Here is a 26,587-nt window from a genome sequence, read left to right on the forward strand (position 1 = left end):
TAAACAAGAGGAACACCCTATGTTAACCACCGCTTTGCAGCAATCGGTCAAAATCCCCACGGATAAATACCTGGGCATTAAAGAGTGCGCCTATACCTGTTACGGAGACAGCCTCGACAAGGACATTTTTTACGTGGTGCCTGAAACGCCGGTGTTTGTCGCCAGGGATACGAACAGTCCAAGCTTTATGTTCTACAAGTATCGCAGCGAAGACACCCAGGGCGGCTACGCGCAGTTTACCGTGATGCTGCCGTTCCCAACGGTAGACCTGCAGGCCAAAATTCGCGCCCAGCTGTTTGGCAATATCCAAAGCCAGCTGGAGGCGAAATCTGCCCTGATCGTCAAGTATGTCAAAGCGGAACAGGACTACGCGGCAGATCCCGAGAACGCGACCAAAAAAGCGACTATGGACACCGCGCTGCGCAACTGCGGTCTGAACGATGAACAGGCCAGCAAGTTTGTCGCCCTGTACGATCCCAACAAGGGCCCTGACCAGTTTCTTGCTCAGCTACTGCCGGAAAATGCCGAAAAAATCAAGCTGATGCAACCGCGATACACCTCGGCACAGGCGGCTTTGATTCTCGACAGCAACGACAAATTCTACCGCCAGATCCCGACCACGCTGTCACCCTCCGGCCTGGGAGATAACAATACCGTTTTCAGCCTGTCGCTGACCGGCGAAGGCGCTACTTTGTTCGAACAGGTGCTGCAAGGCACCGACAAGAACTCCAGCGTGGGCATTCGCTTCGACTTTAACCTGGACGCCTCTTTGCCGGCGGCCAAGGTCACCGTCAGCTACGACAGCGAGATCACCAAGTCGGTGACGCAAAGCATCAGTTACCACACCTGGTCGGCCGATGAGAAAAAGATCGAGCGTGAATATATCGAGAAAGGCGCCATCAAAATCGACGTTCAGGTCGGGTTGACCGCCAAGGAAATGGGAATGGATGATGCCCAGTACATCAAGTGGAAAGAGGGTCTGACCGCCTGGGGGCAGAAACAGGTAGAGCAGATTTTAAGCAGCCAAACCGGGCTGGATATGAGCCTCGAATTGCTCAATGACGCCGACGGCTTTGATAAATTTCAATCCAGCCTCAAAGAAACCAAAAGTTTTACCCGCGTCTATGATGAAAACTCGGTGGTTTCCTTCGCTATCGCCCCACAGACCCAGTTGCCGTCTATCCGATCCATCGTCGGCGAAGCCAATCTGAAAGAGTACTTTAAAGAGTACGACCTCAACGATCCTTTCTACCAGTACATACAGCCTGAATTTTTCGTTACCGACGATTTGGCGCAATACAACGTCGCCAATATCGTGGTGACCGCCATCTACGATAAAGACAACCAGAGCACCCTGCAGTTTTCCCCGAGCGACAGCACCCCGAAAAAAACCGGCAAGTGGTTTATCAAACCCGAGCTGGGCCGTGCATTTAAGTATTCCTACACCGTCAACTTTACCGGCCTGCAGGCCAAACCCTACCATTCCGGCGAAATTCAGAGCGATCAGGATTTGATTATCTCCATTAACGTGGCCGAATGCGGCATCGTCTATGCCGATATCTCTACCTTGCTCGACCCTATGGGCTGGAAAGTTTTTAGCCAGGTGGTGATCAAAACGCAATACTCCGATCCGGACAAGGGGGTCAAACTCAAGACGGATAATCAGGTGGTGAATGAATCTACGCCGCCAAGGCCCTTTATCTATCCGATTGGCGTCGACGTGGATAAACCGATTTATTTCTCCACCGACTACTATGCCCTGGACGGCGACAGCCTGACCTACATTCCCAGCGGGGTTGAAACCAACCCGCAACTGCCGGGATATGGGCTGATCCGCGGTCATCAGATCCTGGTCGCCAACGCCCTGCCGAAGGCGCAGAAGTACACCATTATCTTTAAGCCAAGCCAGAAAGACATCACGCTGATCACCTTTGAAATGGTGGTGTTTTATCAGAAATGGAACTTCACGCAGTCCCAATCCCTGGCGCTGACCGAGTTCGATACTAAATCCCTCACCCAGTATCTGACCTTTGATCTGATGCAGGTCGAAGCTGACAACGTGCCGCAGATCAAATACATCGCCACGGTGTATTACGGCGAGGACAACCAGGAGAAAACCGTTGAAAAACCCGTGACGGGCACCAGCACCATCGTAGTGGTGACGTTCTAATCGGTACAAAACGCAGGGCGAAACAACTTTGCCCTGCCTTCACCTTTATCAAATGGGATTGTCGCTATGAACAGCCAAATCGTAGTGCAAAACATCTGTTTTATCCGAGCCGATCCGGACAGACCCATTTATTACTATTGCGCGGCTGCACCGAGCATTAGCGTTATCGATGGAAACCAGCCCGCCGTCCAGCTGCAGATTTTCCGTAACAGCAGCCAGCCGGCGACGGTTTACTATGCCATGCTGTCGCTGCAAACCCAGTTGGCCAGCAGCTACGAGGCTGCGCAGGCAGCAGCAGCGGCCAGCCCAGAGATGCCTCGCGATGCGATATTAATGCCATTACAGGCCATAGCCTGTAGCGCCACCCTGGACATCCCCGGCTTTGTCGCCGGCCAAACCAACAAAACCTCATTGAGCGACCAACAGAACTGCTACCTGCTGGCCAAACTCCCCCCGGAGGCGGATATCGCCCTGCTGGCGAGCCTGATGGCAACCCCCGCGACCGCGCCCATCGCCATCAGCTATAAAATTGACTACCTGCAGCAGCTGCCACCGGCCACTTTCGAACTGGAGGCCCGCTGGGACCAGGTTTATCAGTTTCTGCAGGAGTCATTCGGTTTCAACCTGTTGATATTCTCCGTCGATATAGAAGAAACCTCGTCGCGGTTAATCAGCGAAAAAGTCGTGACCATTAAAGTCAGAGATACCGATCCCGACGGCCACTTTGCGCAGGCGGCGGCTGAACTGACGCAGATTTTGATCAGCGAGTTTTTTACCCCGGTGTTTGCCGATGTGCCGCAACAAGCCAAGCCAAAGCCCGGTTTTTATCTGCAGCGGCTGTCGGTAGAGGATATTGATCAACGACGTTTAAGCGGCAAGCTGAGCGAAACCACCGTAGTGAAACGCTCGCTCTATCCGCAGGCACTGTTTGCCGAGTTGGTCGCCGGTACCGACTATCAGGCCGATCGGGTGATCGGTCAGAGCGATCTGCAGGATGACTTCTTCGCCCACCGCGAAGTTCGGGTCCATCTGCTGTCGGATGAGTGGGATGCGAACGTCCAACTGGTCACGGTGCGTTTGCGTTACGGCAAGGACAACAAGCAGTTCACCTTCCGTAAGGACGATACCGGCCCTAAAACCTTCAGGTCACCCAGCATTACCGATCCGAAAACCGGAAAAATGCTGTGGCCGGTCGAATACGACTTCACCGTCTATCTCAACCAGGCGGTGGGCGGCGTGAGATCGGTCAATTCCGGCCCTCTGCCAACCGAATTGAATGACGTTTATCTGGACATTGAGTCGCTGTATGGCCGCTATGATTTCGTCATCAAGGCAGCCAGCCAATTTGACTGGCGCTGGTACCAGTCGGTGTTGGTCACCCTGCGCTGCCGTCATATGAAGCTGCCGGCATCCAGCCTGTCGAAAAGTTTTCAGATTAGCGAGACATCGCAGCAGCATAACTATCCGGTCATGCTGCCCAACCCCGACCTCTATCTGTTTGAAGTCACCAAAGAGTACAGCTGCGCCGCCAATTCGCCCCATATCCCTGCGGTACTGAGCGAACCCACCAGCCAGGATGTGTATCTGTTCTCCAGCCTGTACCACCAACGGGTATTGACGCTGTCCGCCGACATGGATTGGCAACAGGTCGAAATGGTGCTGGTTTCAGCCAGCTATGCCTACCTGCCCGGGGATGACGACATCTTGCAGCAGGTCTTTCAGTTTACCGAATCCGATGCCGCCCCACAGCGGTTCAGCGCCGACCAAATCGATCCGCAACGCCTTAGCGTCGACCTGGAGATCTGGTTCACCTACCAACCGGGCCGGCAAGGGGATAAACCCGAGTACGTCCAAACCTCAACCGTTCAAGACGATATCGATATCGCCAACCTCAATTAAGGAACCGCCATGTTATTACTCAGAGCAAAAACCGCCACCATCAAAAATATCACCTTCTTTGCCGATGACTCTGATGACAATCAGTTCTGGTATTTACCCGGTGATATCCATATCGCAGAGAAAGACGGTAAACCGATTTTTTCATTGATTAAGTACACCGGCGACGGCACCGGTCAGCAAGGGGGTTACCTTAACTTCGAGGTGAATACCGCCATCGATCCCGCCGAACTGGACAGTGCCTTCAACGAATACCTGCGGAAACTGAAAGTGGATCCGAAAACCGCCCGTAAGGCGCAGGTCCCCTATGACAAAGGTACGGTAAACTTTTTTGTGCTTGATGTAGGCAGCACCAACGGTGAGTTGATCAGCGCGCAGTGCCCCAGCCTGTTTGGCAATAACAGCGCCATTTTCAGCGCCAAACTGACGCCGCAACAGGCGGTGATCCTCGAGACCGCGTTTAATAAGGCACAGGCCCCGGCCGCCGTGGCCTATAACCTCGGTTTTACCGGTATCACCCCGGCGTTAAAAGTCGAAGTCGAGGCCAAGTTTGAAAGCCTCTACAAGGAGTTTGACCTTAAATTCGGCGCCAACATCCCAATCCCGGTAGAAACCCCCGCCAGTTTCTGGCTGGGCTTTGACAGCGTGATCAAGAAGTTGCAGCAGGATCAGAAATTGATCATCAAAGTGACCGAAAGCATGCCGAGTGAAGAGGCAGCCAAAGAAAAAGAATGGGCGCTGCAATTCGTCAAGGAAGAGATCCTGAAAAGCTTCTTTACCGCCTCGCTCAAACCTAATGACGACAGCAATACCCAGGCCAAATCGGCCAGCGACTCCATTTTGGACTCGCTGATTTCGAGCAATAAAGAGGGAGAAGAAGGCGGTAAGGGCGGGCTGTTCCCCAGTGCCTCTCTGGAGATAAAACTGGTGCGGATCGAAGAAACCAAGAGCCTCAACTTCAACTACGTTTCTTCGAAAGCCCTCAGCCAATCTGCCGTGCCGCAAAACTTTATCGGCAGCGATATCCTGCGCGCCAAAAAGGAGCCGCCTTACTTTATTGAAGTTAACGTCAACGACCCTTTCTACCAAAAAATCGACTTCACCGTGCTGGGGCCAGACGGCTTTGCCGAGTACGGCATTAAAGCCGCCACCTTCAAAATCAGTTACAACCAGCAGGTTTATACTTCCGAGCCTTTTACTGCCGATGACGGTAAATGGAGCAAGGTCATGTCCCGCAGCAGAGACCCGAATGAACGCTTTGTGATCGACAGCGAATATGCCTTCAAGTCTGCCGCTACCACCGGTTGGGAAGGCAGCAGCAGCTATCAGCCACGGTCGATTTCGGCCTCGACCCTGCTGAACCTGGATCCCGGTTCGGTGTTGACCTTCAACGAGATCTCGATTTTCCTCGACCGAAAATTCTCCTGGGAAAATTGCAATCAGGTGATTGTCGAACTGACCTATCTGGACGACAAGCAGAGCCGTAAAACCAAGAAATACCTGTTTAATCCGGATAAGACGGAAGAGCAAACCTTCAAGTATCGCTGCCTGACCGAGAAACCCTGGACGGTGAATTACAAAATCACCTATCTGCTGGTCGGTGGTGACAGCGTCACGCGAGACGGCACCGAAAATCCACCGGCCATCGTTATCCCGGCCGTGGCATAGGTGACTGACGATGGTCGAACGCAATGCAGTATTACCAGCGGCATGGAACGCCCTGGTAAGCGCCCTGTGCCAAAAAGCACCCTATTTACGGACCACGCTGGCGCCCGAGATCGCCCGTTTCAGCCAGGCTCGCCTGGCTTCCGGTTGCCTGTCCGCCGCCTTTAACACCAGCCTGCTGGGTTATAACGGTTGCCCGCTAGAGTTCACCGTTTCGTCATCAAAGCCGCTGGCGCTTGCCTGTACGCTGGATCCTTTTTTACCTCGCTACGCTGAAAACCGCGATATCGAGGCTTTTTATCGACACAGCCAAAAGATCACTGCCTCGCCTGTTGAACCTGATACTGAACGTTGCTTTGCCGAGATAGGCCATATGCAGCGCCAAAGCGCTCACCCTCTGAGGTTCGGCTCCTGGTTAGGTCGAAAATATACCCCGGAGGCGGTTAAAACCAAGGTGTACTCGGAGGTGCCTGAAGATTGCGCCTGGCCTGGCGACGCGGAAGATTTCCCGACGAAAGACTGCCGGCAAGCCGGTTTATCTTTACTGATGGCCGGCTATTATCCCGAGCGGCCGGCCTCGCCGCGCGAATACTACTTTCAGTGGCACAGCGCGCTCATCACCCACGCAGATATTGCGACGGTAATGGCCTTTTTTGGCTGCGAGGCGCTGTTCTCTGCGCTGGAACCCTTGCTGGACCAAGCCCTGCAGCAAACCTTGAGTCACGAGGGTTTTCCACCCACCACCTACGGTTTTAGCCTGGTCTACGCTCCAGACGGTAAGCTGGAAAGTTTTACCCTGTTCACCATGGCGGCCAGTTTCTTTGGTGATAACCAGCGCGTATTCCCGGCGCTGCAAGCCTTGTTGACGCAAAGCGGTCAGGCATTGCCCTTGTTGCAACAGCTGGTGGATAAGCAGATCGACCTGCAGTACAACGTGGTCGGCTTTTCGGTTGATCTGCAAGGGCATCACGCCACCAGTTGCACCTTCAGTCCGCAAAATACCCGCTTTGAGGCGTTGCCGCTGGAAACAGCCCCTGTGGCGATCAAGGCAGGAAGACCGGGACTGGCGACACTGCTGGCGCAACAGTGTGCCAGCGGCGCCTTTGCCGCCCATGTCAGAACGCCGGACGGACGCTGGCATCAGGATGAAAACGCTTTTGTCACTGCGCAGGTGTTGCGCACCCTGGATTACACCCCGCAGACCGCGCCGTTTATTGAGAAAGCGCTCGATTTTTTGTTGGCTTGCGAGGCCCGCCCGTTCCACTTCAGGTTTTGGCCCAGCGCCGCCCATCCGCGATGGATGGAGAACCAGAGCATCTGCGCAGATATTGACGACACCGCCATCATCACCGAGCTGCTGTACAAGTTTGGCCGCATTTCATTGTCACGGGTCAGCCAGACGATTTCACATATGAACGGCTATCAGGTACGCCGGGTCGATCCCCGGCTGGTCGCCGAACAGCACCAATGGGCACAATGCCAAAGTTTTTATACCTGGATGAAGGACGACAACGACATCCGCCAACTGGATTGCTGTGTGAATACCAACGCGCTGATCCTGCTCCATACGCTGACGAGCGAAAACGGTGCCGTATTGCCGGCCTACCGACGCATTATTCAGATGCTGAATCAGGCGGTGCAATGGAGCGACGGCCGTTACGATCGGCTCAGTACGCTAACCCCCTATTACGCCCACCCCGGCGAATGGCGCACCACCCTGGAGTACGCCAAACAGGCGGGGATCCCGCAACTCTCGCCCGTGATTGACGCATTGGCCCGCTGGCAATGGCCCGCGGAACCCTTGGAAAGCCCGCTATACCGTCGGCACGACGGGCGCTTCCTCTGGACCTCTTCCTGCCTGAACCAATTCAGAACGCTGGCCCAAACCGAATCTACTGAGGATAACCATGAATACCTTTCTCAATGACCTGGTGGCACTGAACCAAATTATTCTGCAGAATGCGCGCGAACAGTTTCCTGACGTCACCGCCAAACAGCTGCGTTATCGACGGGCTGCGCCCATGGCGGCGGAGGATCTGACCGCCGAGGTCTGCACCGAGGTTGTTTCAGGCGAAACCCGCTACCAGATTGCCACCAGCACCGACGGCACCAGTTGGAGCATGAAACTGGACTTCGCGCTCAGCCGTCAGGTGCCGCAAATACCCTATGTGGTGCTGAGTTTTACCAGCTTCGGCAGCGCCGAAGAGATGATCTTCGATCAGGTGCTGCTGACGTCACAGGAAAACCGCTACCAGGCGCAGCTTGATCTGCAGCGGCTGGAGCAGCGTGACGCCCTGCTGCGGGCCTTGTCCGACTACGATGCGCAAACCACGCTGGTGGTCGCGATTAAAACCGAGCACGGCATTACCAATACCGTCACCGATCCCAAGATTTTCTACTTTGCCGAAAACTACTACCCGTATATCTATCAGGGCATCCTGCCGCCACCGCCGCGCCTGCAACTGATCCTGACGCCGCTGGAGTATCAACAGCTGTGGTACAACTACTATCAGGATTATGTGCGCAAGAATTACCTTTACTACCTGCCCGATACCTTCCTGCTGGCCACCGATGGCGACGGCAAACCCATGCTGTCGATTTCTTTCTCCGCCCCTGAACACGCCACTTCGCTGGGGGAGGTCCAGGTGACCTTCGACTACTTCCTGTTACCCAAGGTCAATCAGGGGCGAATTGCCAACGCCACAGAACAGTTTTCGCTAATGCAAGCGGACGCCAGGCTGGTGCCGTTCGCCAATGCCGACACGCTGACGTTGCAGCTGGCGTTGCCCGAGGGTAAAACCGAGGAGAAAAATGCGCTGATCAATCTGCAAAGCGGCATTGTCGATTCCTTCACGCTACCCGCCCAGCAATTTGCGCTGATCTGGGACGCGTTATTCGATCGCTCACCGCAAAACCTGCTGCTTAAAGGGTATCTGGCGGTGCAATTCATCGGTTTCAATCCGGACCATCTGCCGGTGATGTTGGCGCTGGAGGCCAAATATCAGGACAAGGTGCGCGACTTTATCAAACAGTCCGCCCCGGTGGATATCGACAAAACCCTTGAATTCAGAAGCGACAGTGCGGCTTATGACCCGTCGGGACCGCGTCCGATTAAACGCATTTTGGTCAATATCGACAACCAGACCCTGGAGCTGAACAAAGACCACCCCAATCATGACGTCACTATCAAGGTTTCGGCCCTGGATCTGATCCTTAATCCAGATAAAAAGCTGGTTTATCATTATGATCTGCAGGTTTTCTACGTCGATGGCGGCATGACGCCCTACTACGATAAAACCTCCAGCTTCGAGATCATTTACGTACCGTAAACGACAGCTCTGCCGGTAGCGGCGGCGGCAGGCTATGCAGAGCAACCCAGGTCGGGGGAAATTCCGCTTCCCCCAGGCCTGTCAGTTACGCGCTCTGAGACTCCACAAAGTTAAGCGCAGCGCGCAAGCTGGAATCGTTGATCGCAATCGGCAGCAGGTGAATCGACTCGCCCTGTTGCAGGGTGCGTTCGATCAGCCGTTTGATTTGCGTGTCATCGTGAATATCCACCTGCAACGCTGCCAGACTGACCGGCAAATCCAACCGCCGGTAAAGCGCTATCAGCTGCGCCACGGTTTCCGGCTGCCCCAACAGTGCGCTCTGCACCAGAATACCGTACGCCACCTTGGTGCCATGCAAGAAGGCATCGGTTTGCGGTAGCGCGGTCAGGCCGTTATGCACCGAATGTGCGGCGGCAATGCGGGTATAGCGTTCGCCCAGTCCACCCACCAAACCACCGCCGGCGATAATCGCCTCCAACACATTAAGGAAGTCCTGACGCAATTGCCCTTCTGCCTGAGCCTGTAGCGCCGCTTCGCTTTGGTTGAGCAATACGTCGCGCAGCGTCAGTGCGGTGTTGAGACCCAGTTGCACGGTTAACGGCAAACGTTCCGGCTGCGGGCTAAGCACCACCGCTTCATACCATTTTGCCAGGGTGTCGCCGATACCGGCCAGCAAGTATTCCCGCGGGGCACGCAGGATAATTTCCGGTTCTACCAACACCAGATGGTTGGCGTCATTGAAAATCTCATAGCGCAATGCCTGCCCCTGATCGTTGTACCATACCGAGAGCGGCGTCCAGGCGGCACAGGTGGCGGCAATGGTCGGGATCGCCACCAGCGGCAGCCCTAAGCGACGGGCCACCACTTTGGCGGTGTCCAACACGGCACCGCCGCCAACGCCGATCACCACCTGCCGATCCGCGCCGGCCTGGCGCACGATATCCTGCACGTTACTCTCACTGCAGTGGCTGTTAAACAGCACCCGACGAGCCTCGGCATCGTCGAATATCGCCGGTAACCAGGGTTTTGCCGCCGCCAATGCGCGCTCGCCATACACCCAGAGCGCATTTCTCAGCTGCTGCGGGGAATAAAATTGCGCCAGTTGGTCAATGGCTCCGGGGAAAGCAAAATAGTTGGCGGGGCCGGCGACCACGCGAATGGAGTTATCACTCATGCTCAAGTCCTTATTTTATCAGCTATTGCCATCATAGGGGCGAGGACGCCAATCACTAATACTCTTTTGCATTAGCTTATGTTTTTTCGTTCATTGTCATCCGCCGGCCCGCCATGGAAACTGGCTGCCACAATTCATCCTTTCAATAAAAAGCCATCCCAATGGTAACGATGAATTGTCCTCTCGCTTTTTAATGATGCTTAACCATGCAGGGTAAAACTCAATGAAATTGTTCAACACCTCACTTCTGGCGCTAAGCCTGTTCGCCGTGTTCCCCGCATTGTCCGCCTCCACAGCCGCCCCGATCCCGGCAGCGATAGCGAATCATCAGGGGCCGATCCGCATTGCGGTGATCCGCAATCTGGGCTCGGACGACAATACTACGCAGTTCGTATCCGGAGCAGTGCAGGAAGGCCGCAAGCTGGGCTTTCAGGTCAATACCTTCCTGACCAACGGTGACGACGCCAAATTCCAGGACTTCGTCAACCAGGCCATCAGCCAGAAATACGACGGCATTATTCTGTCACAGGGGCGCGATCCCTACTCAACCTCCCTGCTCAAACGCATCGCCGACAGCGGCATTGCGGTGGCCGCCTTTGATACCGCCGTTCAGGGCGAAATTCCGGGCGTGACCCTCAGCCAGCAGGACGACGCTTCATTAACCGATCTTTCATTTGGCCAACTGGTGAAAGACTTCAATGGCCAGGCGAATATCGTCAAGTTATGGGTCGCGGGGTTCCCACCCATGGAGCGGCGTCAGGCGCAGTACCAGAAACTGCTCAAACAACAGCCCGGCATTAAAGAGCTTGAATCCATCGGTGCGGTGTCCTCCGACGTTCAGGGCGATACAGCCAACAAAATTGGCGCGATCCTCGCCAAATACCCGAAGGGCAAAATCGATGCCATCTGGGGCACCTGGGATGCGTTTAGCCAGGGTGCCTATAAGGCCCTGCAGGAGAATGGCCGCACCGAAATCAAACTCTACAGTATCGATATCTCCAACCAGGATCTGGCGCTGATGCGCGCTAAAGACAGCGCCTGGAAGCTCAGCGTGGCGGTTGATCCCAAGCTGATCGGCGCCGTTAACCTGCGCCTGGTGGCCAATAAAATTGGCGGCGAAAAAACCCCGGCGACCTATGAATTTAAAGCTGCGGCGATCCCGCAAGCCCTGTTGCTCAGCCATCCGCAGGCCACCAACGTCGCTTCTCTGGCGAAAGTGATCCCGGACTGGGGTAAATCGGACGATTTCATCGCCCCCTGGTTCGCCACGCTTGAAGCGCAACAGGCTAAAAAATAAGGAGCGGAGATGGCAACGCAACCCCTTGTGCAGCCCGAGTACAGCCGCAATATGCGGCTGGTCGGCCACAGCGATCAGGGCGGCAGGCCGGACGGCGTGCAAGTGATGGTTCATCGGGGCTATGCCTATATCGGCCATATGGTTTCGCAGGGGTTTTCCATCGTCGACGTGCGCGATGTGAAGCACCCACGGCCCGCCGGCTTTATCCCTGCGCCTGCCGGCACCTGGAATGTACATTTACAGGCGCATGACGATTTGTTGCTGGTGATTAACGCCCGGGATTTATTTGCCGACGTCCGCTTCGCCGATGAAAAAGTCTATTACACCCGCGCCATCAGCCAGACCGTATCTAACAGCGATCTCCGGGGCTGGAGCGCCGGGATGCGTATTTTCGACATTTCCACCCCGGACCGGCCACGGGAGATTGGTTTTCTGGCGCTGGAGGGCATCGGCGTGCACCGCATCTGGTACGTAGGCGGTCGCTGGGCTTACGTCTCGGCTCTGATCGACGGCTACAGCGACTACATTTTTTTGACCGTCGATCTGGCCGACCCTCGCCATCCGCAAATTGCCGGGCGTTGGTGGCTGCCGGGTATGCACAGCGCCGGGGGTGAAACGCCCAACTGGCCGGAGGGCAAGCGCTACGCTCTGCACCATGCGATCATCAGCGGCGATACCGCCTATGCCAGCTGGCGCGACGGGGGGCTGACCCTGTTGGACATCAAGGATCGCAGTCAACCGCAGTTAATTGCCCATCGCAACTGGAGCCCGCCGTTTGGCGGCGGCACCCACACCGCACTGCCGCTACCGGATCGGGATCTGCTGGTGGTGTTGGACGAGGCGGTGCTCGACAACCAGCAGGACGGCGAAAAGTTGATCTGGCTGTTTGATATCCGCCAACCGACCAACCCGGTGAGTATCGCGACCTTTCCGCAGCCGGATGAACGCGATTACGTCAGCAAAGGCGCGCACTTCGGGCCCCATAATCTGCATGAGAACCGTCCTGGCAGCTTTATCAGTTCGACGCTGATTTTCGCCACTTACCAAAATGCCGGCGTTCGCGCCTACGACATCAGCAACCCTTATCAACCGAAGGAAACCGGCGCTTTGGTTCCCGCTGCGCCGGAGAGAATGATGGATACGCGCCCTGACCGTCCGCAGGTTATTCAGTCATGCGACGTCTTTGTCGACGCTCAGGGGATCATTTACAGCACGGATTACAACGGCGGTTTGTCGATCATTGAATATCTGGGCTGAAAATTCTGCCGTGCGCCGATCATTTTGCGCGCGTTGGGTCTAAGATGGCCGAACGTGTAACCAGGGTCAAATGAGGGAAACTATGTTTAGCCATATCACCGTAGGCGTCAGCGATCTGGACAAAGCCGCCGTATTTTACGATGCGATTTTGCTGCCATTGGGGCTAAAGCAACGCCCGGTCACGCCCGATGGCGGCCCCGGTGCTCGTTGCTGGGTATTGCCTGACCGGACATTGCCGCGTTTTTACGCCTACCAACCTTATGACCGACTGCCGGCCAGTGCCGGCAACGGCAGTATGGTGGCGTTCACCGCCCAGAATGAACAACAGGTTCGGGAAGCTTATGCCGCCGGGCTGGCTGCGGGCGGCACTTCGGAAGGTGAAGCCGGCGAGCGGGCTCATTACGGCAAGGGATATTTTGGAGCTTATCTACGCGATCCGGACGGCAACAAAATTCATATCACCTACCGGGGGGACCTGCTGTAATCATCCTCGGGCGGGCGGACGCCACCGTTTCTGGCCGCCATCACCAGCGCAAACGCCGCCAGCGCACAGGCAACCAGGTAGGTGATCTGCATGCCATTCGCAACGGCATGTGACGAAGCCAACTTGATATCGCCGGTGTGGGTTGCCATCAGAAACAACGCCCCCATGGCCGAAGCGCCGGTGATCAAGCCAAGGTTGCGCGAGAGGTTGATCATGCCGGAGATCACCCCACGCTGCTCAGGGGCGGCATGCTTCATCAAGGCCGTATTGTTGGCGACCTGAAAGAGCGCATAGCCCAGCGTCATCAGGCACAGGGGAGCCACATAGCCGAACACGCCCTGATTCAGCGGCATCATAGCCATGATGCCTGCCCCAGCAGCCATGGTCGTCAGCCCCACCAGAGTGATCCTTTGCGCCCCGAAGCGATCTACCCACCGACCGGCCGGTACCCCGAGCAACGCGGCGACTATCGGCCCCGCCGACATCGCCAGCCCCGCTTGTCCAACCGCCAAACCCAGCCCATGCGTCAGATAAAATGGCCCTACCACCAGCGTCGTCATCATGATGGTCATTACCAGCGCACTCATCGCCAACCCGACGCTCAGCCCCGGTTGGCTGAACAGCGCCAATTGGATCAACGGGAGCGCCGTACGCTTTTGCCACCGGACAAATAACCCCATCCCCAGCGCCGCGCCCAGCAACAACGCCAGGTTGACGACGCCAAAGTCACCGCGCCCCAACGTCATCGACAGCGCATAACAGGCCAGCGTCCCCCCAAGCAGTAAGGTCCCCGGCCAGTCAAACCGACCGCGTTCTTTTTGCCGTTGCCGTTCTCCCTGCGGCAGGGAGCAATAAACCAGCAGAAAGGCCACTATGCCCACCGGTATGTTGACCAGAAACATCGCCCGCCAGCCGAAACCCACTATCAGTGCGCCCCCCAGCGAGGGGCCAAGCGCCGTGCCGATGGCCGACATGCTGCCCAGCAACCCCATGGCACGGCCGGTATTGTCTTTACCCACCGTCTCACCGACCAGCGCCATGGTCATCGCCATCATGATTGCCGCACCCAAGCCTTGCGCAACGCGCGCCGCCAGCAATAGCCAGATGGCGGGTGCAACAGCACAGAATCCGGACGCCAGGGTGAACAGGGCAATCCCTGTCAGCAACAGACGGCGGCGCCCCATCCTGTCTCCCAAACGGCCCATGGCAATAATCGAGGTGGTAACGGCCAGCAGGTAGACGATAACTACCCATTGCACCGCCTGAAAAGAGCTGTTGAGCGTCTGCGCCAGCGTCGGCAAGCCCACGTTGGCAATGCTGGCACCCAGCGAGGAAACCAGCATCGACAAACAAAGGCTGGCAAGGATCCCACGCAAATTGGCCGGCGGGCTGGCATGTTGGGTTATTGACTTCATGTTGCTGACTCCTGAAAGAACCTGTCAGTAGCCTATGCCGTCCGCAGAGAAGGCGGAAGGCGCAGCAAATGCAGTTTATCAGTGCATCAGACGCCTCATCACCGCGAACCCGTACCCGCATTAACAAGCAAACGCCAAAACGGCTTCAGGTAGATGATGAGGGGTCACCTCAAGGAGAGATAGATATGAAAATCGACCTGCTGTTTGATGATCTGTCCATGCGCGCCGTGCAGTACAACGCCCGCGCCTCGGTAGAAGATTTTGACGCCTGCATGGCGCAATATGAACAACTGGCCGCGCAGGCCAAAGCGCAGACGCCGGGGATTTACGATATCCACTACGGGATGGGCGTCGCCGAGCGCCTGGATTTATTCCCTGCAGCCCGCCAGCCTTCCCCTCTATTGGTGTTTATTCACGGCGGTTATTGGCACTCTCAGCGTAAGGAAGAAGCCTGTTCGATGGCGGCAAACTTCACCCAGCATGGCGTAGCGGTCGCCACGCTGGAATACACCTTGCAACCTGAAGCCACGCTGGCAGAAATCGTCCGCGAGGTTCGCAGCGCAATAGCCTGGCTTTACCACCACGCCGGCCAGTACGGCATCGACCCAGAACGCATCTTTGTCAGCGGCAGCTCGGCCGGCGGCCACCTGTGCGGCATGCTGATTGCCGATGACTGGCAGCACCGGTATCAGGTGCCCGTCAACGTGATCAAAGGGGCGCTGGCGCTGAGCGGCCTGTACGACATCCGACCGCTGTGTGATATCTACATCAATGACTGGATGCGCCTGACGCCGGAACAGGCGGCAACCCTCAGCCCGCTGTTTATACTGCCGGAAAAGGTGAATGCGCCGCAGATCCTGCTCGACGTCGGCGCCAAAGAAACTCAGGGGTTCAGAAACCAGACGCTGGCTTACTTCGCCGCCTGTCGGGAAAAAGGGTTGAATGTGGCGCTGTTGGAAGATCGGCACAACAACCATTTCACGCTGGTTAACGAGTTGGCCAATCCCCACAGCACCCTGTTCCAACAGGTTATGGCAATGATTAAGTGACGCCGTGAGTCACTGCGGCGCCCATTCGAGGGTAGAGCCTGATTTTAAGCGCGATCGTCGCCAGCGCCGCGATCACCCCACCAGAGCATGATGCCCTGCTGCCAAACATAGATTGGCAGCTTTAAAATTCTCTGGCCATCCAGCAAGCACCTGACGCCCCGACTGCGGGTGTTTATCGATCTGCTGAGTGAACAACTGTTCCCGCTTTAGCGCCCTTTTTTCTTACGCCAAATTGCGACTTTGCTTTGCCTTAAAATGACTAAGCCAGATGCCATGCGGCATTGGGCCAGCTTTATTGCCGGGAACGGCGTTCGTGATATTCCATTTTGAAATATGAAATTTCCGTTCGTTCTTTCGGGGTCAATGAAATCGCCACACAATGAAATCTGAATCGCAGGCCGGCACATAACCGCATAAAAAATCAGGTTTTCTATCTTGTCATCGCTCATAACCGCTCAATTTGCCCGTCGGGTGCTGGACAGCCGGCCCGAAGCATCAGCCCTGTCGGCCGCCCGCCTTGGGCTGATAGATTATTTCGCCTGCGCATTACCGATCGCCCAGGGCGCACTCACCGACAGCGGCCTGACAGCGGTAAAAACAGTGTTCCCGCCGGTCGGTGCCGAAAACCGTGCGCTCTATTTCGGCTACATCAGCCATTCGTTGGATTTTGACGATTATCACCCCGCGCTGCGTGGCCACCCCACCACGGTGGTGCTCTCTGCACTGCTGGCGTTGACCGGCGATAACCCGGACGTTGACGCGCTACTGACCGCCTATGTCGTTGGCGTAGAGGCAGCCGGACGACTGGGGCTGGCTGCCGGTACCCAACACTATCAGTTGGGATTTCACAGCACGGCCACTCTGGGTGCCGTTGCCGCCACTGCGGCGGCGGCACGCTATTTACAACTCACCTTGCCGCAAACGCAGGTCGCCCTTGGGCTGGCTGCCACCCAGGCTGCCGGGCTGCGCAGTCAGTTCGGATCGGCCGCCAAGCCGTTGCACGCAGGGATCGCCGCTCGGGCGGCAGTCAATGCCGTGCTGCTGGCGCAACTGGGTTTTACCGGTCAGCCGGAAGGCGTGATAGACAGCCTGTTGAGCTCGCATGGCGACGGACGGCAGCGGCCTGAATTGTTGACCGCCGATTGGGGAGCGCCGTGGCGTATCCTGCAACCGGGGCTGGAATTTAAACGCTATCCCACCTGCGGCGGTACCCACAGTGCTGCGGAGGCCGCATTTATCCTGCGCGAACGCCTGCTCGAACAAGGCATTGCCGTCGAGGATATTTCCGCTGCCATCGCCAAGATCCAGGTCAGTTTCCCCCCCGGTGCTGATACCGCGCCCTATATTCGCCGCCCGTCAAACGGAGTTGAAGCGCGTTTCAGCCTGGAATATGTCATCGCCGATGCGTTGTATAGCGGCACCGTACCCTTGATGCACTACGGTGAGGCCCTCGTTGACCCAAACATTTCAGCCCTGGCGGCACGGGTTGAACGCCATGCAGACCTGACGGCACCGCCAGACGAGCTGGATGCGGAATTACGCTTCCACCGCGTCACGCTAACGCTGCACGACGGCCGCCAATTAAGTGACATCGTCACAAGAAAGCAAACCGCAGCCCGACAGACCGACGTCGGCGCGAAACTGCGCAGCATCCTGCTATTGCTGCCGCATTTGAACGGTGAGCGCGTGATTGAGGACTGCGCGCTAACGCAGCCCGCCGCGCTGAGCCGCTTAATTGAATTATTAAACCAATAATAAATATAGGAATAATTATGAGTACTTCACCTTCAACACCATCGCGTCAATTACGTCTCGGCCTGTTTGTTCAGGCGTTGGGCCATCACGTCGGCGGCTGGCGTGCCGAAGGGGCCAGCGGGTCACCTACGGACATTGACTGGTTCACCTGGATTGCCCAAAAGGCCGAAGAAGGCACCTTTGATATGTTCTTCGTCGGCGATGCGCTGGCGACCAGCGTGCACCGTTTGCCTTCCACCCTGTCCCGCCTGGAGCCGCTGACGCTGCTGGCGGCGCTGGCGGTCAGAACTCGGCACATCGGTCTGGCGGCCACCGCTTCCACCACTTTCGATCAGCCTTTCCACCTGGCACGCGCCATGGCCTCTATCGATCACATCAGCCACGGCCGCGCGGCCTGGAACGTGGTGACGTCGTTCTCAAGCGACGCAGCACGCAACTTCAGCCGTGACGATCTGCCTTCGCACGCCGAGCGCTATGAAGTGGCGCGCGAGTTTCTCGAAGCCAGCTACAAACTGTGGGACGGCTGGGAAGAAGACGCCATCGTGCGCGACAAGCAAAGCGGCAAGTATGCCATCGATGAGAAAATTCACGCCGCCAACCACAAAGGCAAGCACTTCTCGGTGCAGGGTCCGCTGAATATTTCCCGTTCGCCGCAGGGCCGCCCGGTGATCATCGAAGCCGGTTCTTCGCCTGCCGGACAACAGCTGGCCGCAGAAACCGCCGAGGTGGTGTTTACCGCCGCCGCCACGCTGGAAGAAGGCCAGGCCTTCTATCGCAGCCAGAAGAAATTTGTCGCCGATGCCGGCCGCAACCCGGATCACCTGCTGATCCTGCCTGGCGTGATGCCGATCATTGGGCGCACCAAGGCCGAGGCGCAAGAGACCTGGTATCAACTCAACCAATTGGTGGACATCGACAACGGTATCGAGCAGCTTTCGGCACGCTTCGGTTTCGATCTTAGCGGATTCCCGCTTGATGGCCCGGTACCGGACGTCGGCACGACCGAAGGCGGCCAAAGCCGCGTGAAGCTGTTGACCGATCTGGCAGCACGCGAAAACCTGACGTTACGTGAACTGGCTGCGGTGGCTGCCGGGTCGCGCGGGCATCGCGTGGTGGTGGGAACCGCCGAAGAGATCGCCGATGACTTCCAGCTGTGGCTGGAACAGCAAGGTGCCGATGGCTTTAACATCATGCCTGCGGTATTGCCGAATCAGTTGGAACTGTTCGTCGAACTGGTGATCCCGGAACTGCGCCGTCGCGGCCTGTTCCGCGAGGAATATCAGTATTCAACCCTGCGTGAAAACCTGGGCCTGCCGCAACCGGCAATCAACTTCGCTAACGTAAAATCGGCTTAATTCGCAGGGAAACATGATGAAAACCAACCTCAAACGCACCGTACTGTCCCTGCTGCTGGCCAGCGCTACCCTGGCTCCGCTGGCCGTGGGTTATGCCGCCGAAGGCGATGTACCCTTCCGCGCCGCGGTAAAAACCAGCGCCGATCCCGCACTGCACGACAGCCTGCCGGAAGCAATAAAAAAAGCCGGTTACATCGTGGCGGGCACCAACCCCAATACGCCCCCGACCACCTTCTATGAAGCCGACAACAAAACGCTGGCTGGGCGTGAAATCGACGTGATGAGCGCCATCGCCGATCGCCTCGGCGTGGCAATCCACTGGAAGGATACCGGCGGCTTCGACAATATCATCCCCGGCCTTAAATCCGGCCGTTATGACGTTGCCCTGGCCAATATCGACGCAAACAAGAAGCGCTTCCAACAGGTCGATTTTGTCGGCTATTACAACGCATCCAAGCTGGCGCTGATCGCCCGTAAAGATGCCGCCCTCGGCCCTTACACCGAGCTGGCGCAGCTTTGTGGACAAACCGTCGGCGCCGGGGCGGGCACTTCACAAATTACCCGCTTGCAGCAGGCCAGCGACAGCTGCGTCAGCGGCGGAAAACCGGCGATCACCATTCCGATTTTCCCCGACCGTCCAGCCGGTGTTCAGGCGGTGATCAGCGGACGAGTACCGATGTTCTTTGGTCCGTATGAAGGCCTGCGTTATCAGGCAACCCACGTTAAACCGCTGGTGCTGGCCGGTGACATCAACATTGAAGGCACCACGGTCGCCATCGCCTTACCTAAAGGTTCCGACCTGGTGAAACCGGTGCAGGCGGCGCTTAACTCGCTGATTGCCGACGGCAGTTACCAGAAAATCCTCGACGGTTGGGATATCGGCTTCGGCGCGGTGAAAACCGCTGGCATCAATGAAGAGATTGCAAAATGAATGGGCCACAAGCGACCGGTGATGCCGAACTGCGCATCGTCAGTCATCGGCATTATGGGCGCTGGTTCAGCGCCCTGTTGGTGCTGCTGATCGTCGGCATTATTGCCAATTCGATGCTGCATAACCCGCGCTTCGAATGGGCGGTAGTGGCTGAAAACTTTACCGAAGCGTCGATTATCAATGGCGTGATCATGACGCTGAAGCTCACCGTGATTTCGGTGATCTTCGGCTTCGCCGGGGGCGTGCTGCTGGCGTTGATGCGTCTGTCGGCCAACCCGGTGCTGGTGGCGGTGAGCTGGTTCTATACCTGGTTTTTCCGTGCGGTGCCGATGCTGGTACAGCTTTTCCTGTGGTACAACATCGCGGCACTCTACCCGCGCATCAGCCTGTGGATCCCCTTCCTGGGTGAAGTGGCCAGCGCCCCGACCAACACCATCATCAGTACCTTCAGCGCGGCGGTGATCGCCCTGGTGATGCATCAGTCGGCTTATGCGGCGGAGATTGTGCGCGCCGGTATCCAAAGCGTCGGCAGTGGCCAGTTGGAGGCCGCCAAGGCCTTGGGGTATCGCCGTGGACAAATCCTGTGGCGCGTAGTTTTGCCGCAGGCCATGCGCACCATTTTGCCCCCTGCCGGCAATGAGGTGATCGGGCAGCTTAAAACCACCGCGGTGGTCTCAGTGATCGCCCTGCAGGACGTGCTCTATTCGGCGCAGATCATCTATCAGCGCACCTACGAGGTGATCCCGCTGCTGTTGGTCGCCACGTTGTGGTATCTGGTGATGACCTCGATTTTGTCGATCGGCCAGTACTATGTTGAGCGCTATTTTGGCCGTGGTAGCCAGGCGGTGCGCAGCAACTGGCTGTTCCGTCCCCGCAAAGCCGCATCCAGTCCGTCACAGGAGGCACAATCATGAGCGCCGCCATTCAGATCAACCAGGTGCGCAAGTCATTTTCCGGCACCGAAGTGTTGAAAAATATCAGCCTGCAGATCCCGGCAGGCTCGGTAACGGTGATCCTCGGCCCTTCCGGTTCGGGGAAGTCGACCTTGCTGCGCTGCATCAACCACCTGGAAAAACTCGACGGCGGAACCATTCGGGTGGGCGAGCAACTCATCGGGTACCGCCAAAAAGGCAACCAGCTGTATGAACTGAAGGAACGCGAAGTAGCCGAACAGCGCAAAAGCATCGGTATGGTGTTCCAACAGTTCAATTTATTCCCGCACCGCACCGTGCTGGAGAACGTCACTGAAGCCCCGCTGCTGGTCAAAAAGGAAAAGAAAAGTCAGGTGGTGGAACGGGCAAAAGCGCTGCTGGCCCGCGTCGGGCTGGAACATCGCATTCACGCCTGGCCACGCGAGCTTTCTGGTGGACAGCAACAGCGAGTGGCGATCGCCCGCGCCCTGGCGATGACGCCAGAGGTGCTACTGTTCGATGAGCCCACTTCTGCGCTCGATCCCGAATTGGTTGGCGAAGTGCTGCAGGTGATGAAAGGCCTGGCGCACTCTGGTATGACCATGGTGGTGGTGACGCATGAAATCGGTTTTGCCCGCGAAGTGGCGGACCAAATCATCTTTATGGATCAAGGGAAAGTGGTAGAAACGGGGACGGCAAAACAGGTGCTGGATGAACCGGTACATCAAAGAACGCGTGATTTCCTGGCAACGGTACTTTAAACCTGCATCGGGGGGCATTGCGCCCCTCGAACATTATTTCCGCGTCAGCTTTTTTTCCCGCCAACGGCAGAAAACAGGTTAAACAGCTCGCCCAAGCCATAAATCGAGCCAAGCAACAGGGCTATCATTACCGGTACCATGATCACCACGGTGGCCAAACTCTCTAGCATTTCTAACATCGTTGTCTCCTGGTTTTTTAGCAGCAAAAAGCCTGCCCAGAAAGGAAAATTTCCCTGGAATTTCTTAAGGTTATTTTTGCTTGTTTTCAATCTGTGATGCAGATCACAACTCAATGTCGCTAATGTAACTTACACAGTTGCATTACCGCAATGCAAAAAAATGCTCTCTGTCAGGGACAACACGATGGCGACCATACCCTGAAGTACCCGTACGCCAATTCAGGCCAGAACACGTATTAGCCAATCCCCCTGGGCCTTAGGATTTTTAACGGGTTTTAAGGATTATCCAACCTGCCCTAAGAGATAACAGGCTGGCGATTTAATCATCATCCCAAAGTAAAATGGCGATTAAATAAAATCCGATGGCGTAAAATTAAGAATATTTACCTGTTCTATTTTCTTTCGGCAGAATACATTCATCTCAACTTCTACCGGCCGATTAATCAGTGCTTTCTTTGTCTGTTAATTAGGCAATTTATCAGGAAACTCTTATGAACCTTAAACGTGCCGCAGGCGTGATGGTTATCATCATGGCAACGCTTTCTGTCACCGCATGTGGGAATATGTCGCACCGCGATCGCAACACCGCTATCGGTGCCGGCGTCGGCGCTCTGGGTGGTGCAGTATTGACCGACGGCAGTACGCTGGGTACCTTGGGCGGCGCAGCGCTGGGCGGCATCATCGGCCACCAAACCAGCCGTTAATATTTTCAGGCCGGGTGGTTCTCAATAGAAAACACCCGGCCGAATTTATTTTATTCGCCACCTATTGGCGCATAAGATTATTTTTATTTTATCGAATTAATCAGATTGTCTTATCTATAAATATTCCCCACCTGACAAAGCATCGACGCTTAAAATATTCCCTGTTTTAATAAAATCGCCAGATTTATCTTAACTTCACTCGTGAGGTCGAAGAGGCACGGCCCATCTTGTAACTTTGAAAAGTGACTGGGCCCCCCCTCCGCAGAGGGGGAGCGTCGGGTTAGCCTTTAACCTGAGAAACGACGTTCAACGGCTGGGCATCCGGCAAGATATTCATATGTTCCAATACCTGCGCCATGATCTTGCCGAACACCGGGCCAGCCACCGAACCACCGAAGTGCTTGCCGGCTTTCGGGTTGTTGACCATCACCACCAGCGCCACCTGCGGATCGCTGGCCGGTGCCACGCCGGCGGTATAGTTAATGTAACCGCCGTCGTATTTGCCGTTGGTGCCCATTTTCTCTGCGGTACCGGTTTTAATCGCCAAACGGTAACCCGGCACCGCCGCGCTGACCCCACTGCCCCCCGGCAAGGCATCGCTTTCCATCATATGCACTACGGTTTTTACCGTTTCTTCCGGCAAAATGCGCTGCCCCATCACCGGTGGCGTCACTCGGGTGATCGACAATGGCCGATAAACGCCATAGGAACCGATGGCCGCGTATTCACGCGCCATCTGTAACGGGGTCACACGCAAACCATAACCAAAGGAGAAGGTTGCGCGTTCGATGTCAGCCCAGCGTTCACGGTGCTGCGGCAAATAACCGCTGCTTTCGTTGCCGATGCCCAGGTCGGTCGGCCGGCCCAATCCAAAGCTCTTGTAAACCGCAGGCAGTACGGTGGCGGGCAGCGCCAGCGCAATATGTGAAACGGCGATGTCGCTCGATTTTTGCAGCACGCCGGTAATGGTCAATTTCGACCAGTGGCCAACGTCTTTGATCAAATGGCCATTGACCCGGTAAGGCGTGGTGTCCAGTACGGTATCCGGCTTAATCAGCCGGTGTTCCAGCCCAACCATCACCACCACCGGCTTCACGGTAGACCCCGGTTCGAAACTGTCGCTGCTGCACACGTTGCGGATATCTTTGGCCGGCGTATTGGCGTAGTTGTTCGGGTTGAATGACGGATAGCTGGCCATCCCCAGCACTTCACCGGTATTCACTTTTACCAGCACCGCACAGCCGGAATCGGCCTGGTTAGCCACCACGCCGTCGCGGATTTGCGCATACAGCACGTACTGGATGAATTTATCGATGCTCAGCGTGACGTTCGGCGGCGGTACGGGATCGACATTCTTGATCACGCCAATCACCGCCCCGCTGCCGTCCTTCTGGTAAACCCGCAGGCCGTTCTTGCCTTGCAGCAGGTGGTTAAAGCCCAATTCGATCCCTTCGAGCCCCTGATTGTCCTGCCCGACTATGCCGATCAGCCCGGCGGCATCCTGGCTCATCGGGTAAAAGCGGCTGAAGTCCTGTTCGGTACTGACCCCAGTCAAATGCAGCTTGCTGATGTAATTGGCATTATCACCCTCGACCTTGCGGGCCAGATAGACAAAACGCTTGTGGGCGTTAGCCTGGATCAGCCTTTGCACCTCGGTTAGCGGCATTTTCAGCACGTTAGCCAGGCTCTGCCAGCGTTCATTGCCAATATCGGTATGGGTGTCGAGAATGTGCTTGGGATCCAGCACGATATCTTTCGAAGATACGCTGACGGCCAAGGCCTCGCCGTTGCGGTCGGTGATCATCCCCCGGTTGGTGGGCAACACCTGAGTGCGGATCGAACGCTGATCCGCCTGGTCCGCCAACTGCTGATGTTCCAGCAGTTGCAAATAGCCGACCCGAAAGGCCAGCAGGAAAAAGCAGACCAGTATCCCACCGCAAATCCAGCCAAAGCGAAGGGTTGAATAATTTTTACCGCTTTTTTTTGTTGATGGCGCCACTGTTAACCCTGCGTTTTTATTAACGTTATGCGATTATTTCAGTCTACCCTGACAGAAATAGTGAGAAGATTGCAGTTTGTAAGAAAGTAAAAACAAACGCGTTTACTGTTGCACATCCGCGCTGTCGTTTAACTCCGGTTTAACTTTCTGGTTATCCTCGGGCTGCGGAGCGTTGGCCGGGTCAAATATATGGTCGAGGATCGCCCGGGCCGTCGGCCCGGCTACCACGCCGTCACCGCCGCCGTTTTCCAGAATTAGCGCCATCGCCACCCGCGGATTTTTATACGGCGCGAATAATGTATAGAAAATATGGTCGCGCAGCCGCACCGGGATCATTTTGGCGTTATAAGTCTGATTCTCCTTCAGACCAAACACCTGTGAAGTCCCGGACTTGGCGGCAATCTGATACGGCGCAGTATGGAACAGCTTATAACCGGTGCCGTTTGGCAGATTGGCCATGCCGTACATGCCATTGCGGACAATGCCCCAGTACGGCGATTTGGCATCGCCAATCTGCGCACTCTCTGCCGGTGGCTGGTAGCGGCTCACCAGGTTGCCCTGCCGCATGGAGTACAACAAATGGGGCATTTTCACCTTGCCGTTGTTGATAAGCGTTGTTAGCGCCTTCACCATCTGGATCGGCGTAGCCACCCAATATCCCTGCCCGATGCCTACCGAGATGGTGTCCCCCTGATACCAGGTTTTTTTATGCACCCGCTGTTTCCATTCGCGGCTTGGCAGCACGCCGCGATACTCTTCGTTCAGGTCAATCCCGGTTGCCTGACCGTAACCAAACTGGCTCAGCCAGCTGTGAATACGGTCAATGCCCATTTCAAACGCCACCTGATAAAAGAAGGTATCGGCGGACTCTTCGATTGCCTTGGTCACGTTCAGCATGCCGTGACCGGTTTTAAGCCAGTCACGATAACGGCGTTGGGTACCCGGTAAGGTCCAGGTCGGGGCGCCAAAGAAGGTGGTGTTGGGGGTGATCACCCCGGCAAACAGCGCGGAAGTGGCCATGTAAGGCTTCACCGTAGATGCCGGTGGGTAGAGCCCCTGCGTGACGCGGTTGAGCAGCGGCAGGTCGGGGTTGCTCAGCAGCGCTTTATAAGCGGGATAGCTGATGCCCTTGACGAAAGGGTTGGGATCGTAACTGGGGCTGGAAACCATGGCCAGAATACCGCCGTCGCGCGGGTCTTCAACCACCACTGCCGCACGCTGCCCTTTGAGCACCGATTCGATATATTGCTGCAGCGGCAGATCGAGCGTCAGGTAAATGTTTTTGCCCGCCTGTGGCGGTTGTTCTTTCAGCAGGCGTATCACGCGGCCGTGGTTATCCACCTCCACTTCCTGATAGCCGGTGGTGCCGTGCAGCGCTGACTCGTAGTAGGCCTCGATGCCCTGTTTGCCGATATTGTGGTCGGCGGCATAGTTCTCACTGAGGCCCGCCTTGTCCAGCCGCTTCAAATCGCTATCGTTGATCTTCGACACGTAACCTACCACGTGGGCCAGTTCGGCACCGTAGGGATATTCCCGTTGCTGATAGGTGTCAATCGTCACCCCGTCGAAGCGGTATTGATTGACTGCAAAGCGCGCCACCTCGGTTTCCGTCAGCCCGCTTTTCAAGGTGACCGGCTTGTAGCGGCCATTGTGGTGCATATCATCGCGAAAAGCGGCGATATCTTCGGGCGTCAGATCGACAATCGGCGTCAGCGCCTGCAGCAGCGCGGTCATATTGTCGATTTTGCTGGGGATAATCTGGATCTGGTACAGCGTAATGTTACGCACCAGCGGGATGCCATTGCGGTCGAAAATCAGCCCGCGACTGGGGGCAATCGGCACCATCTTGATGTCGTTCTGGTTGGAACGCGTCTGGTAGAACGCATGCTGTTTTACCTGCAGGCGGTACAGGTTGAAGATCAGCACGCCGAAACAGGCGACGACCAACACCATTGCCACGCCGGCGCGGCGTATAAACAACATTTCTTCGGCGGAATGGTCGCGAATTTTATCTTTTAATAGGGCCATACGTGGCGAGTTACCTGTCAGACGTCACATTTTCCCAAGATAAATCAGGGCAGTGAAAAGTCGGCAAGCATAGCGTTATTGGTTTGCGCTCCCCATTAAAAGGTTGCTAATGAAATGGCATAAATGTTTCAGCATGTTGGAATGTTACCAAATGGCGATTTTTCTCCCGCTCAGGGATTGAGCAGCGATTTACCCCAGTGCTACAATGTGACGCAGATCACACTATTT

The 26,587-nt window shown here is 56.2% G+C and carries 21 protein-coding genes and 1 pseudogene; 16 read left to right on the plus strand and 6 right to left on the minus strand.

Annotation, left to right across the window (positions count from 1 at the left end):
• Positions 1–19 precede the first annotated feature (19 nt).
• The 5 genes from H5P17_RS19410 (at position 20) to H5P17_RS19430 (ending at position 9,060) form a co-directional block, all read left to right on the plus strand.
• Complete coding sequence (locus H5P17_RS19410) at positions 20–2,170, plus strand: hypothetical protein (protein WP_182824683.1); 2,151 nt, start codon at positions 20–22, stop codon at positions 2,168–2,170.
• Positions 2,171–2,236: 66 nt separating this feature from the next.
• Entirely contained in the window at positions 2,237–4,069 is a 1,833-nt protein-coding gene (locus tag H5P17_RS19415; RefSeq protein WP_182824685.1) for a hypothetical protein, read from the plus strand.
• A gap of 9 nt (positions 4,070–4,078) precedes the next feature.
• Positions 4,079–5,734, plus strand: coding sequence for a hypothetical protein (locus H5P17_RS19420; RefSeq protein ID WP_182824687.1), 1,656 nt, complete (start codon positions 4,079–4,081; stop codon positions 5,732–5,734).
• 10 nt (positions 5,735–5,744) lie between these two features.
• Positions 5,745–7,658, plus strand: a complete 1,914-nt coding sequence (locus H5P17_RS19425; protein WP_182824689.1) for a hypothetical protein — start codon at positions 5,745–5,747, stop codon at positions 7,656–7,658.
• Complete coding sequence (locus H5P17_RS19430) at positions 7,639–9,060, plus strand: hypothetical protein (protein WP_182824691.1); 1,422 nt, start codon at positions 7,639–7,641, stop codon at positions 9,058–9,060. Before H5P17_RS19425 ends, H5P17_RS19430 begins: the two co-directional genes overlap by 20 nt.
• An 85-nt stretch (positions 9,061–9,145) precedes the next feature.
• Here H5P17_RS19430 and H5P17_RS19435 read toward each other — a convergent pair whose 3' ends face one another.
• Positions 9,146–10,234, minus strand: a complete 1,089-nt coding sequence (locus tag H5P17_RS19435; RefSeq protein ID WP_182824693.1) for an oxidoreductase — start codon at positions 10,232–10,234, stop codon at positions 9,146–9,148.
• 223 nt (positions 10,235–10,457) lie between these two features.
• Between H5P17_RS19435 and H5P17_RS19440 the strand changes: the two genes are divergently transcribed.
• From H5P17_RS19440 to H5P17_RS19450, 3 genes are all read left to right on the plus strand, one after another.
• A complete protein-coding gene (locus H5P17_RS19440) occupies positions 10,458–11,531 on the plus strand; it encodes a sugar ABC transporter substrate-binding protein (protein ID WP_182824695.1) in 1,074 nt (357 codons plus the stop codon).
• A 9-nt stretch (positions 11,532–11,540) separates the two neighbouring features.
• Entirely contained in the window at positions 11,541–12,788 is a 1,248-nt protein-coding gene (locus H5P17_RS19445; RefSeq protein ID WP_182824697.1) for an LVIVD repeat-containing protein, read from the plus strand.
• An 82-nt stretch (positions 12,789–12,870) separates the two neighbouring features.
• Entirely contained in the window at positions 12,871–13,272 is a 402-nt protein-coding gene (locus H5P17_RS19450; RefSeq protein WP_182824699.1) for a VOC family protein, read from the plus strand.
• Here the strand turns inward: H5P17_RS19450 and H5P17_RS19455 are convergent.
• Entirely contained in the window at positions 13,251–14,687 is a 1,437-nt protein-coding gene (locus tag H5P17_RS19455; RefSeq protein WP_182824701.1) for an MFS transporter, read from the minus strand. The genes H5P17_RS19450 and H5P17_RS19455 overlap by 22 nt on opposite strands.
• 185 nt (positions 14,688–14,872) lie before the next feature.
• Between H5P17_RS19455 and H5P17_RS19460 the strand changes: the two genes are divergently transcribed.
• Both H5P17_RS19460 and H5P17_RS26690 read left to right on the plus strand, forming a co-directional pair.
• Positions 14,873–15,736 (plus strand): alpha/beta hydrolase, encoded by an 864-nt coding sequence (locus tag H5P17_RS19460; protein ID WP_182824703.1) that lies wholly within the window; start codon positions 14,873–14,875, stop codon positions 15,734–15,736.
• A gap of 114 nt (positions 15,737–15,850) precedes the next feature.
• Positions 15,851–15,946, plus strand: a pseudogene (locus H5P17_RS26690) (LysR family transcriptional regulator); the annotation flags it as partial.
• Here H5P17_RS26690 and H5P17_RS19465 read toward each other — a convergent pair.
• A complete protein-coding gene (locus H5P17_RS19465) occupies positions 15,943–16,185 on the minus strand; it encodes a hypothetical protein (RefSeq protein WP_156033818.1) in 243 nt (80 codons plus the stop codon). The pseudogene H5P17_RS26690 and the gene H5P17_RS19465 overlap by 4 nt on opposite strands.
• On the opposite strand from H5P17_RS19465, the gene H5P17_RS19470 reads away from it, so the two are divergent.
• Genes H5P17_RS19470 through H5P17_RS19490 form a run of 5 tightly spaced genes read left to right on the plus strand, consistent with a single transcriptional unit; the run spans position 16,172 to position 21,449 of the window.
• Positions 16,172–17,491: an MmgE/PrpD family protein gene (locus H5P17_RS19470; protein WP_182824705.1), complete on the plus strand. Its 1,320-nt coding sequence runs from the start codon at positions 16,172–16,174 to the stop codon at positions 17,489–17,491. The two genes, H5P17_RS19465 and H5P17_RS19470, sit on opposite strands and share 14 nt — an antisense overlap.
• 17 nt (positions 17,492–17,508) lie before the next feature.
• Positions 17,509–18,846, plus strand: a complete 1,338-nt coding sequence (locus tag H5P17_RS19475; protein WP_044550999.1) for an LLM class flavin-dependent oxidoreductase — start codon at positions 17,509–17,511, stop codon at positions 18,844–18,846.
• Positions 18,847–18,862: 16 nt separating this feature from the next.
• The gene (locus H5P17_RS19480; RefSeq protein WP_182824706.1) at positions 18,863–19,777 is read left to right on the plus strand and encodes an ABC transporter substrate-binding protein; all 915 of its coding nucleotides are present in this window, start codon (positions 18,863–18,865) and stop codon (positions 19,775–19,777) included.
• Entirely contained in the window at positions 19,774–20,691 is a 918-nt protein-coding gene (locus tag H5P17_RS19485; RefSeq protein WP_182824708.1) for an amino acid ABC transporter permease, read from the plus strand. The genes H5P17_RS19480 and H5P17_RS19485 overlap by 4 nt, the downstream gene beginning before the upstream one ends.
• Positions 20,688–21,449: an amino acid ABC transporter ATP-binding protein gene (locus H5P17_RS19490; RefSeq protein ID WP_182824710.1), complete on the plus strand. Its 762-nt coding sequence runs from the start codon at positions 20,688–20,690 to the stop codon at positions 21,447–21,449. The genes H5P17_RS19485 and H5P17_RS19490 overlap by 4 nt, the downstream gene beginning before the upstream one ends.
• 44 nt (positions 21,450–21,493) lie before the next feature.
• On the opposite strand, the gene H5P17_RS19495 is transcribed toward H5P17_RS19490, so the two are convergent.
• The gene (locus H5P17_RS19495; RefSeq protein WP_044550993.1) at positions 21,494–21,628 is read right to left on the minus strand and encodes an AcrZ family multidrug efflux pump-associated protein; all 135 of its coding nucleotides are present in this window, start codon (positions 21,626–21,628) and stop codon (positions 21,494–21,496) included.
• A 491-nt stretch (positions 21,629–22,119) separates the two neighbouring features.
• Here H5P17_RS19495 and osmB point away from each other — a divergent pair, with 491 nt between their 5' ends.
• Positions 22,120–22,332, plus strand: coding sequence for an osmotically-inducible lipoprotein OsmB (osmB, locus tag H5P17_RS19500; protein WP_020826833.1), 213 nt, complete (start codon positions 22,120–22,122; stop codon positions 22,330–22,332).
• A gap of 280 nt (positions 22,333–22,612) precedes the next feature.
• Here osmB and H5P17_RS19505 read toward each other — a convergent pair whose 3' ends face one another.
• Positions 22,613–24,331 carry a penicillin-binding transpeptidase domain-containing protein gene (locus tag H5P17_RS19505; protein ID WP_182824712.1) on the minus strand — a complete coding sequence of 573 codons (1,719 nt, stop codon included), beginning with the start codon at positions 24,329–24,331 and terminating at the stop codon, positions 22,613–22,615.
• A gap of 102 nt (positions 24,332–24,433) precedes the next feature.
• The gene (mrdA, locus tag H5P17_RS19510; protein WP_182824714.1) at positions 24,434–26,359 is read right to left on the minus strand and encodes a penicillin-binding protein 2; all 1,926 of its coding nucleotides are present in this window, start codon (positions 26,357–26,359) and stop codon (positions 24,434–24,436) included.
• Between the last annotated feature and the right edge of the window lie 228 nt (positions 26,360–26,587).

Origin of the sequence: Serratia sp. OS31 (genome assembly GCF_014164835.1) — a bacterium.
Lineage (GTDB): Bacteria > Pseudomonadota > Gammaproteobacteria > Enterobacterales > Enterobacteriaceae > Serratia > Serratia liquefaciens_A.

Coding starts and splice junctions, on each gene's coding strand:
- H5P17_RS19425 (WP_182824689.1), top strand. CDS start 5,745: ATGGTCGAACGCAATGCAGTATTACCAGCGGCATGGAACGCCCTGGTA.
- H5P17_RS19475 (WP_044550999.1), top strand. CDS start 17,509: ATGAGTACTTCACCTTCAACACCATCGCGTCAATTACGTCTCGGCCTG.
- H5P17_RS19460 (WP_182824703.1), top strand. CDS start 14,873: ATGAAAATCGACCTGCTGTTTGATGATCTGTCCATGCGCGCCGTGCAG.
- H5P17_RS19480 (WP_182824706.1), top strand. CDS start 18,863: ATGAAAACCAACCTCAAACGCACCGTACTGTCCCTGCTGCTGGCCAGC.
- H5P17_RS19450 (WP_182824699.1), top strand. CDS start 12,871: ATGTTTAGCCATATCACCGTAGGCGTCAGCGATCTGGACAAAGCCGCC.
- H5P17_RS19420 (WP_182824687.1), top strand. CDS start 4,079: ATGTTATTACTCAGAGCAAAAACCGCCACCATCAAAAATATCACCTTC.
- H5P17_RS19415 (WP_182824685.1), top strand. CDS start 2,237: ATGAACAGCCAAATCGTAGTGCAAAACATCTGTTTTATCCGAGCCGAT.
- mrdA (WP_182824714.1), bottom strand. CDS start 26,359: ATGGCCCTATTAAAAGATAAAATTCGCGACCATTCCGCCGAAGAAATG.
- H5P17_RS19485 (WP_182824708.1), top strand. CDS start 19,774: ATGAATGGGCCACAAGCGACCGGTGATGCCGAACTGCGCATCGTCAGT.
- H5P17_RS19410 (WP_182824683.1), top strand. CDS start 20: ATGTTAACCACCGCTTTGCAGCAATCGGTCAAAATCCCCACGGATAAA.
- H5P17_RS19455 (WP_182824701.1), bottom strand. CDS start 14,687: ATGAAGTCAATAACCCAACATGCCAGCCCGCCGGCCAATTTGCGTGGG.
- H5P17_RS19445 (WP_182824697.1), top strand. CDS start 11,541: ATGGCAACGCAACCCCTTGTGCAGCCCGAGTACAGCCGCAATATGCGG.
- H5P17_RS19435 (WP_182824693.1), bottom strand. CDS start 10,234: ATGAGTGATAACTCCATTCGCGTGGTCGCCGGCCCCGCCAACTATTTT.
- H5P17_RS19440 (WP_182824695.1), top strand. CDS start 10,458: ATGAAATTGTTCAACACCTCACTTCTGGCGCTAAGCCTGTTCGCCGTG.
- H5P17_RS19430 (WP_182824691.1), top strand. CDS start 7,639: ATGAATACCTTTCTCAATGACCTGGTGGCACTGAACCAAATTATTCTG.
- H5P17_RS19465 (WP_156033818.1), bottom strand. CDS start 16,185: ATGAGCGATGACAAGATAGAAAACCTGATTTTTTATGCGGTTATGTGC.
- osmB (WP_020826833.1), top strand. CDS start 22,120: ATGAACCTTAAACGTGCCGCAGGCGTGATGGTTATCATCATGGCAACG.
- H5P17_RS19495 (WP_044550993.1), bottom strand. CDS start 21,628: ATGTTAGAAATGCTAGAGAGTTTGGCCACCGTGGTGATCATGGTACCG.
- H5P17_RS19490 (WP_182824710.1), top strand. CDS start 20,688: ATGAGCGCCGCCATTCAGATCAACCAGGTGCGCAAGTCATTTTCCGGC.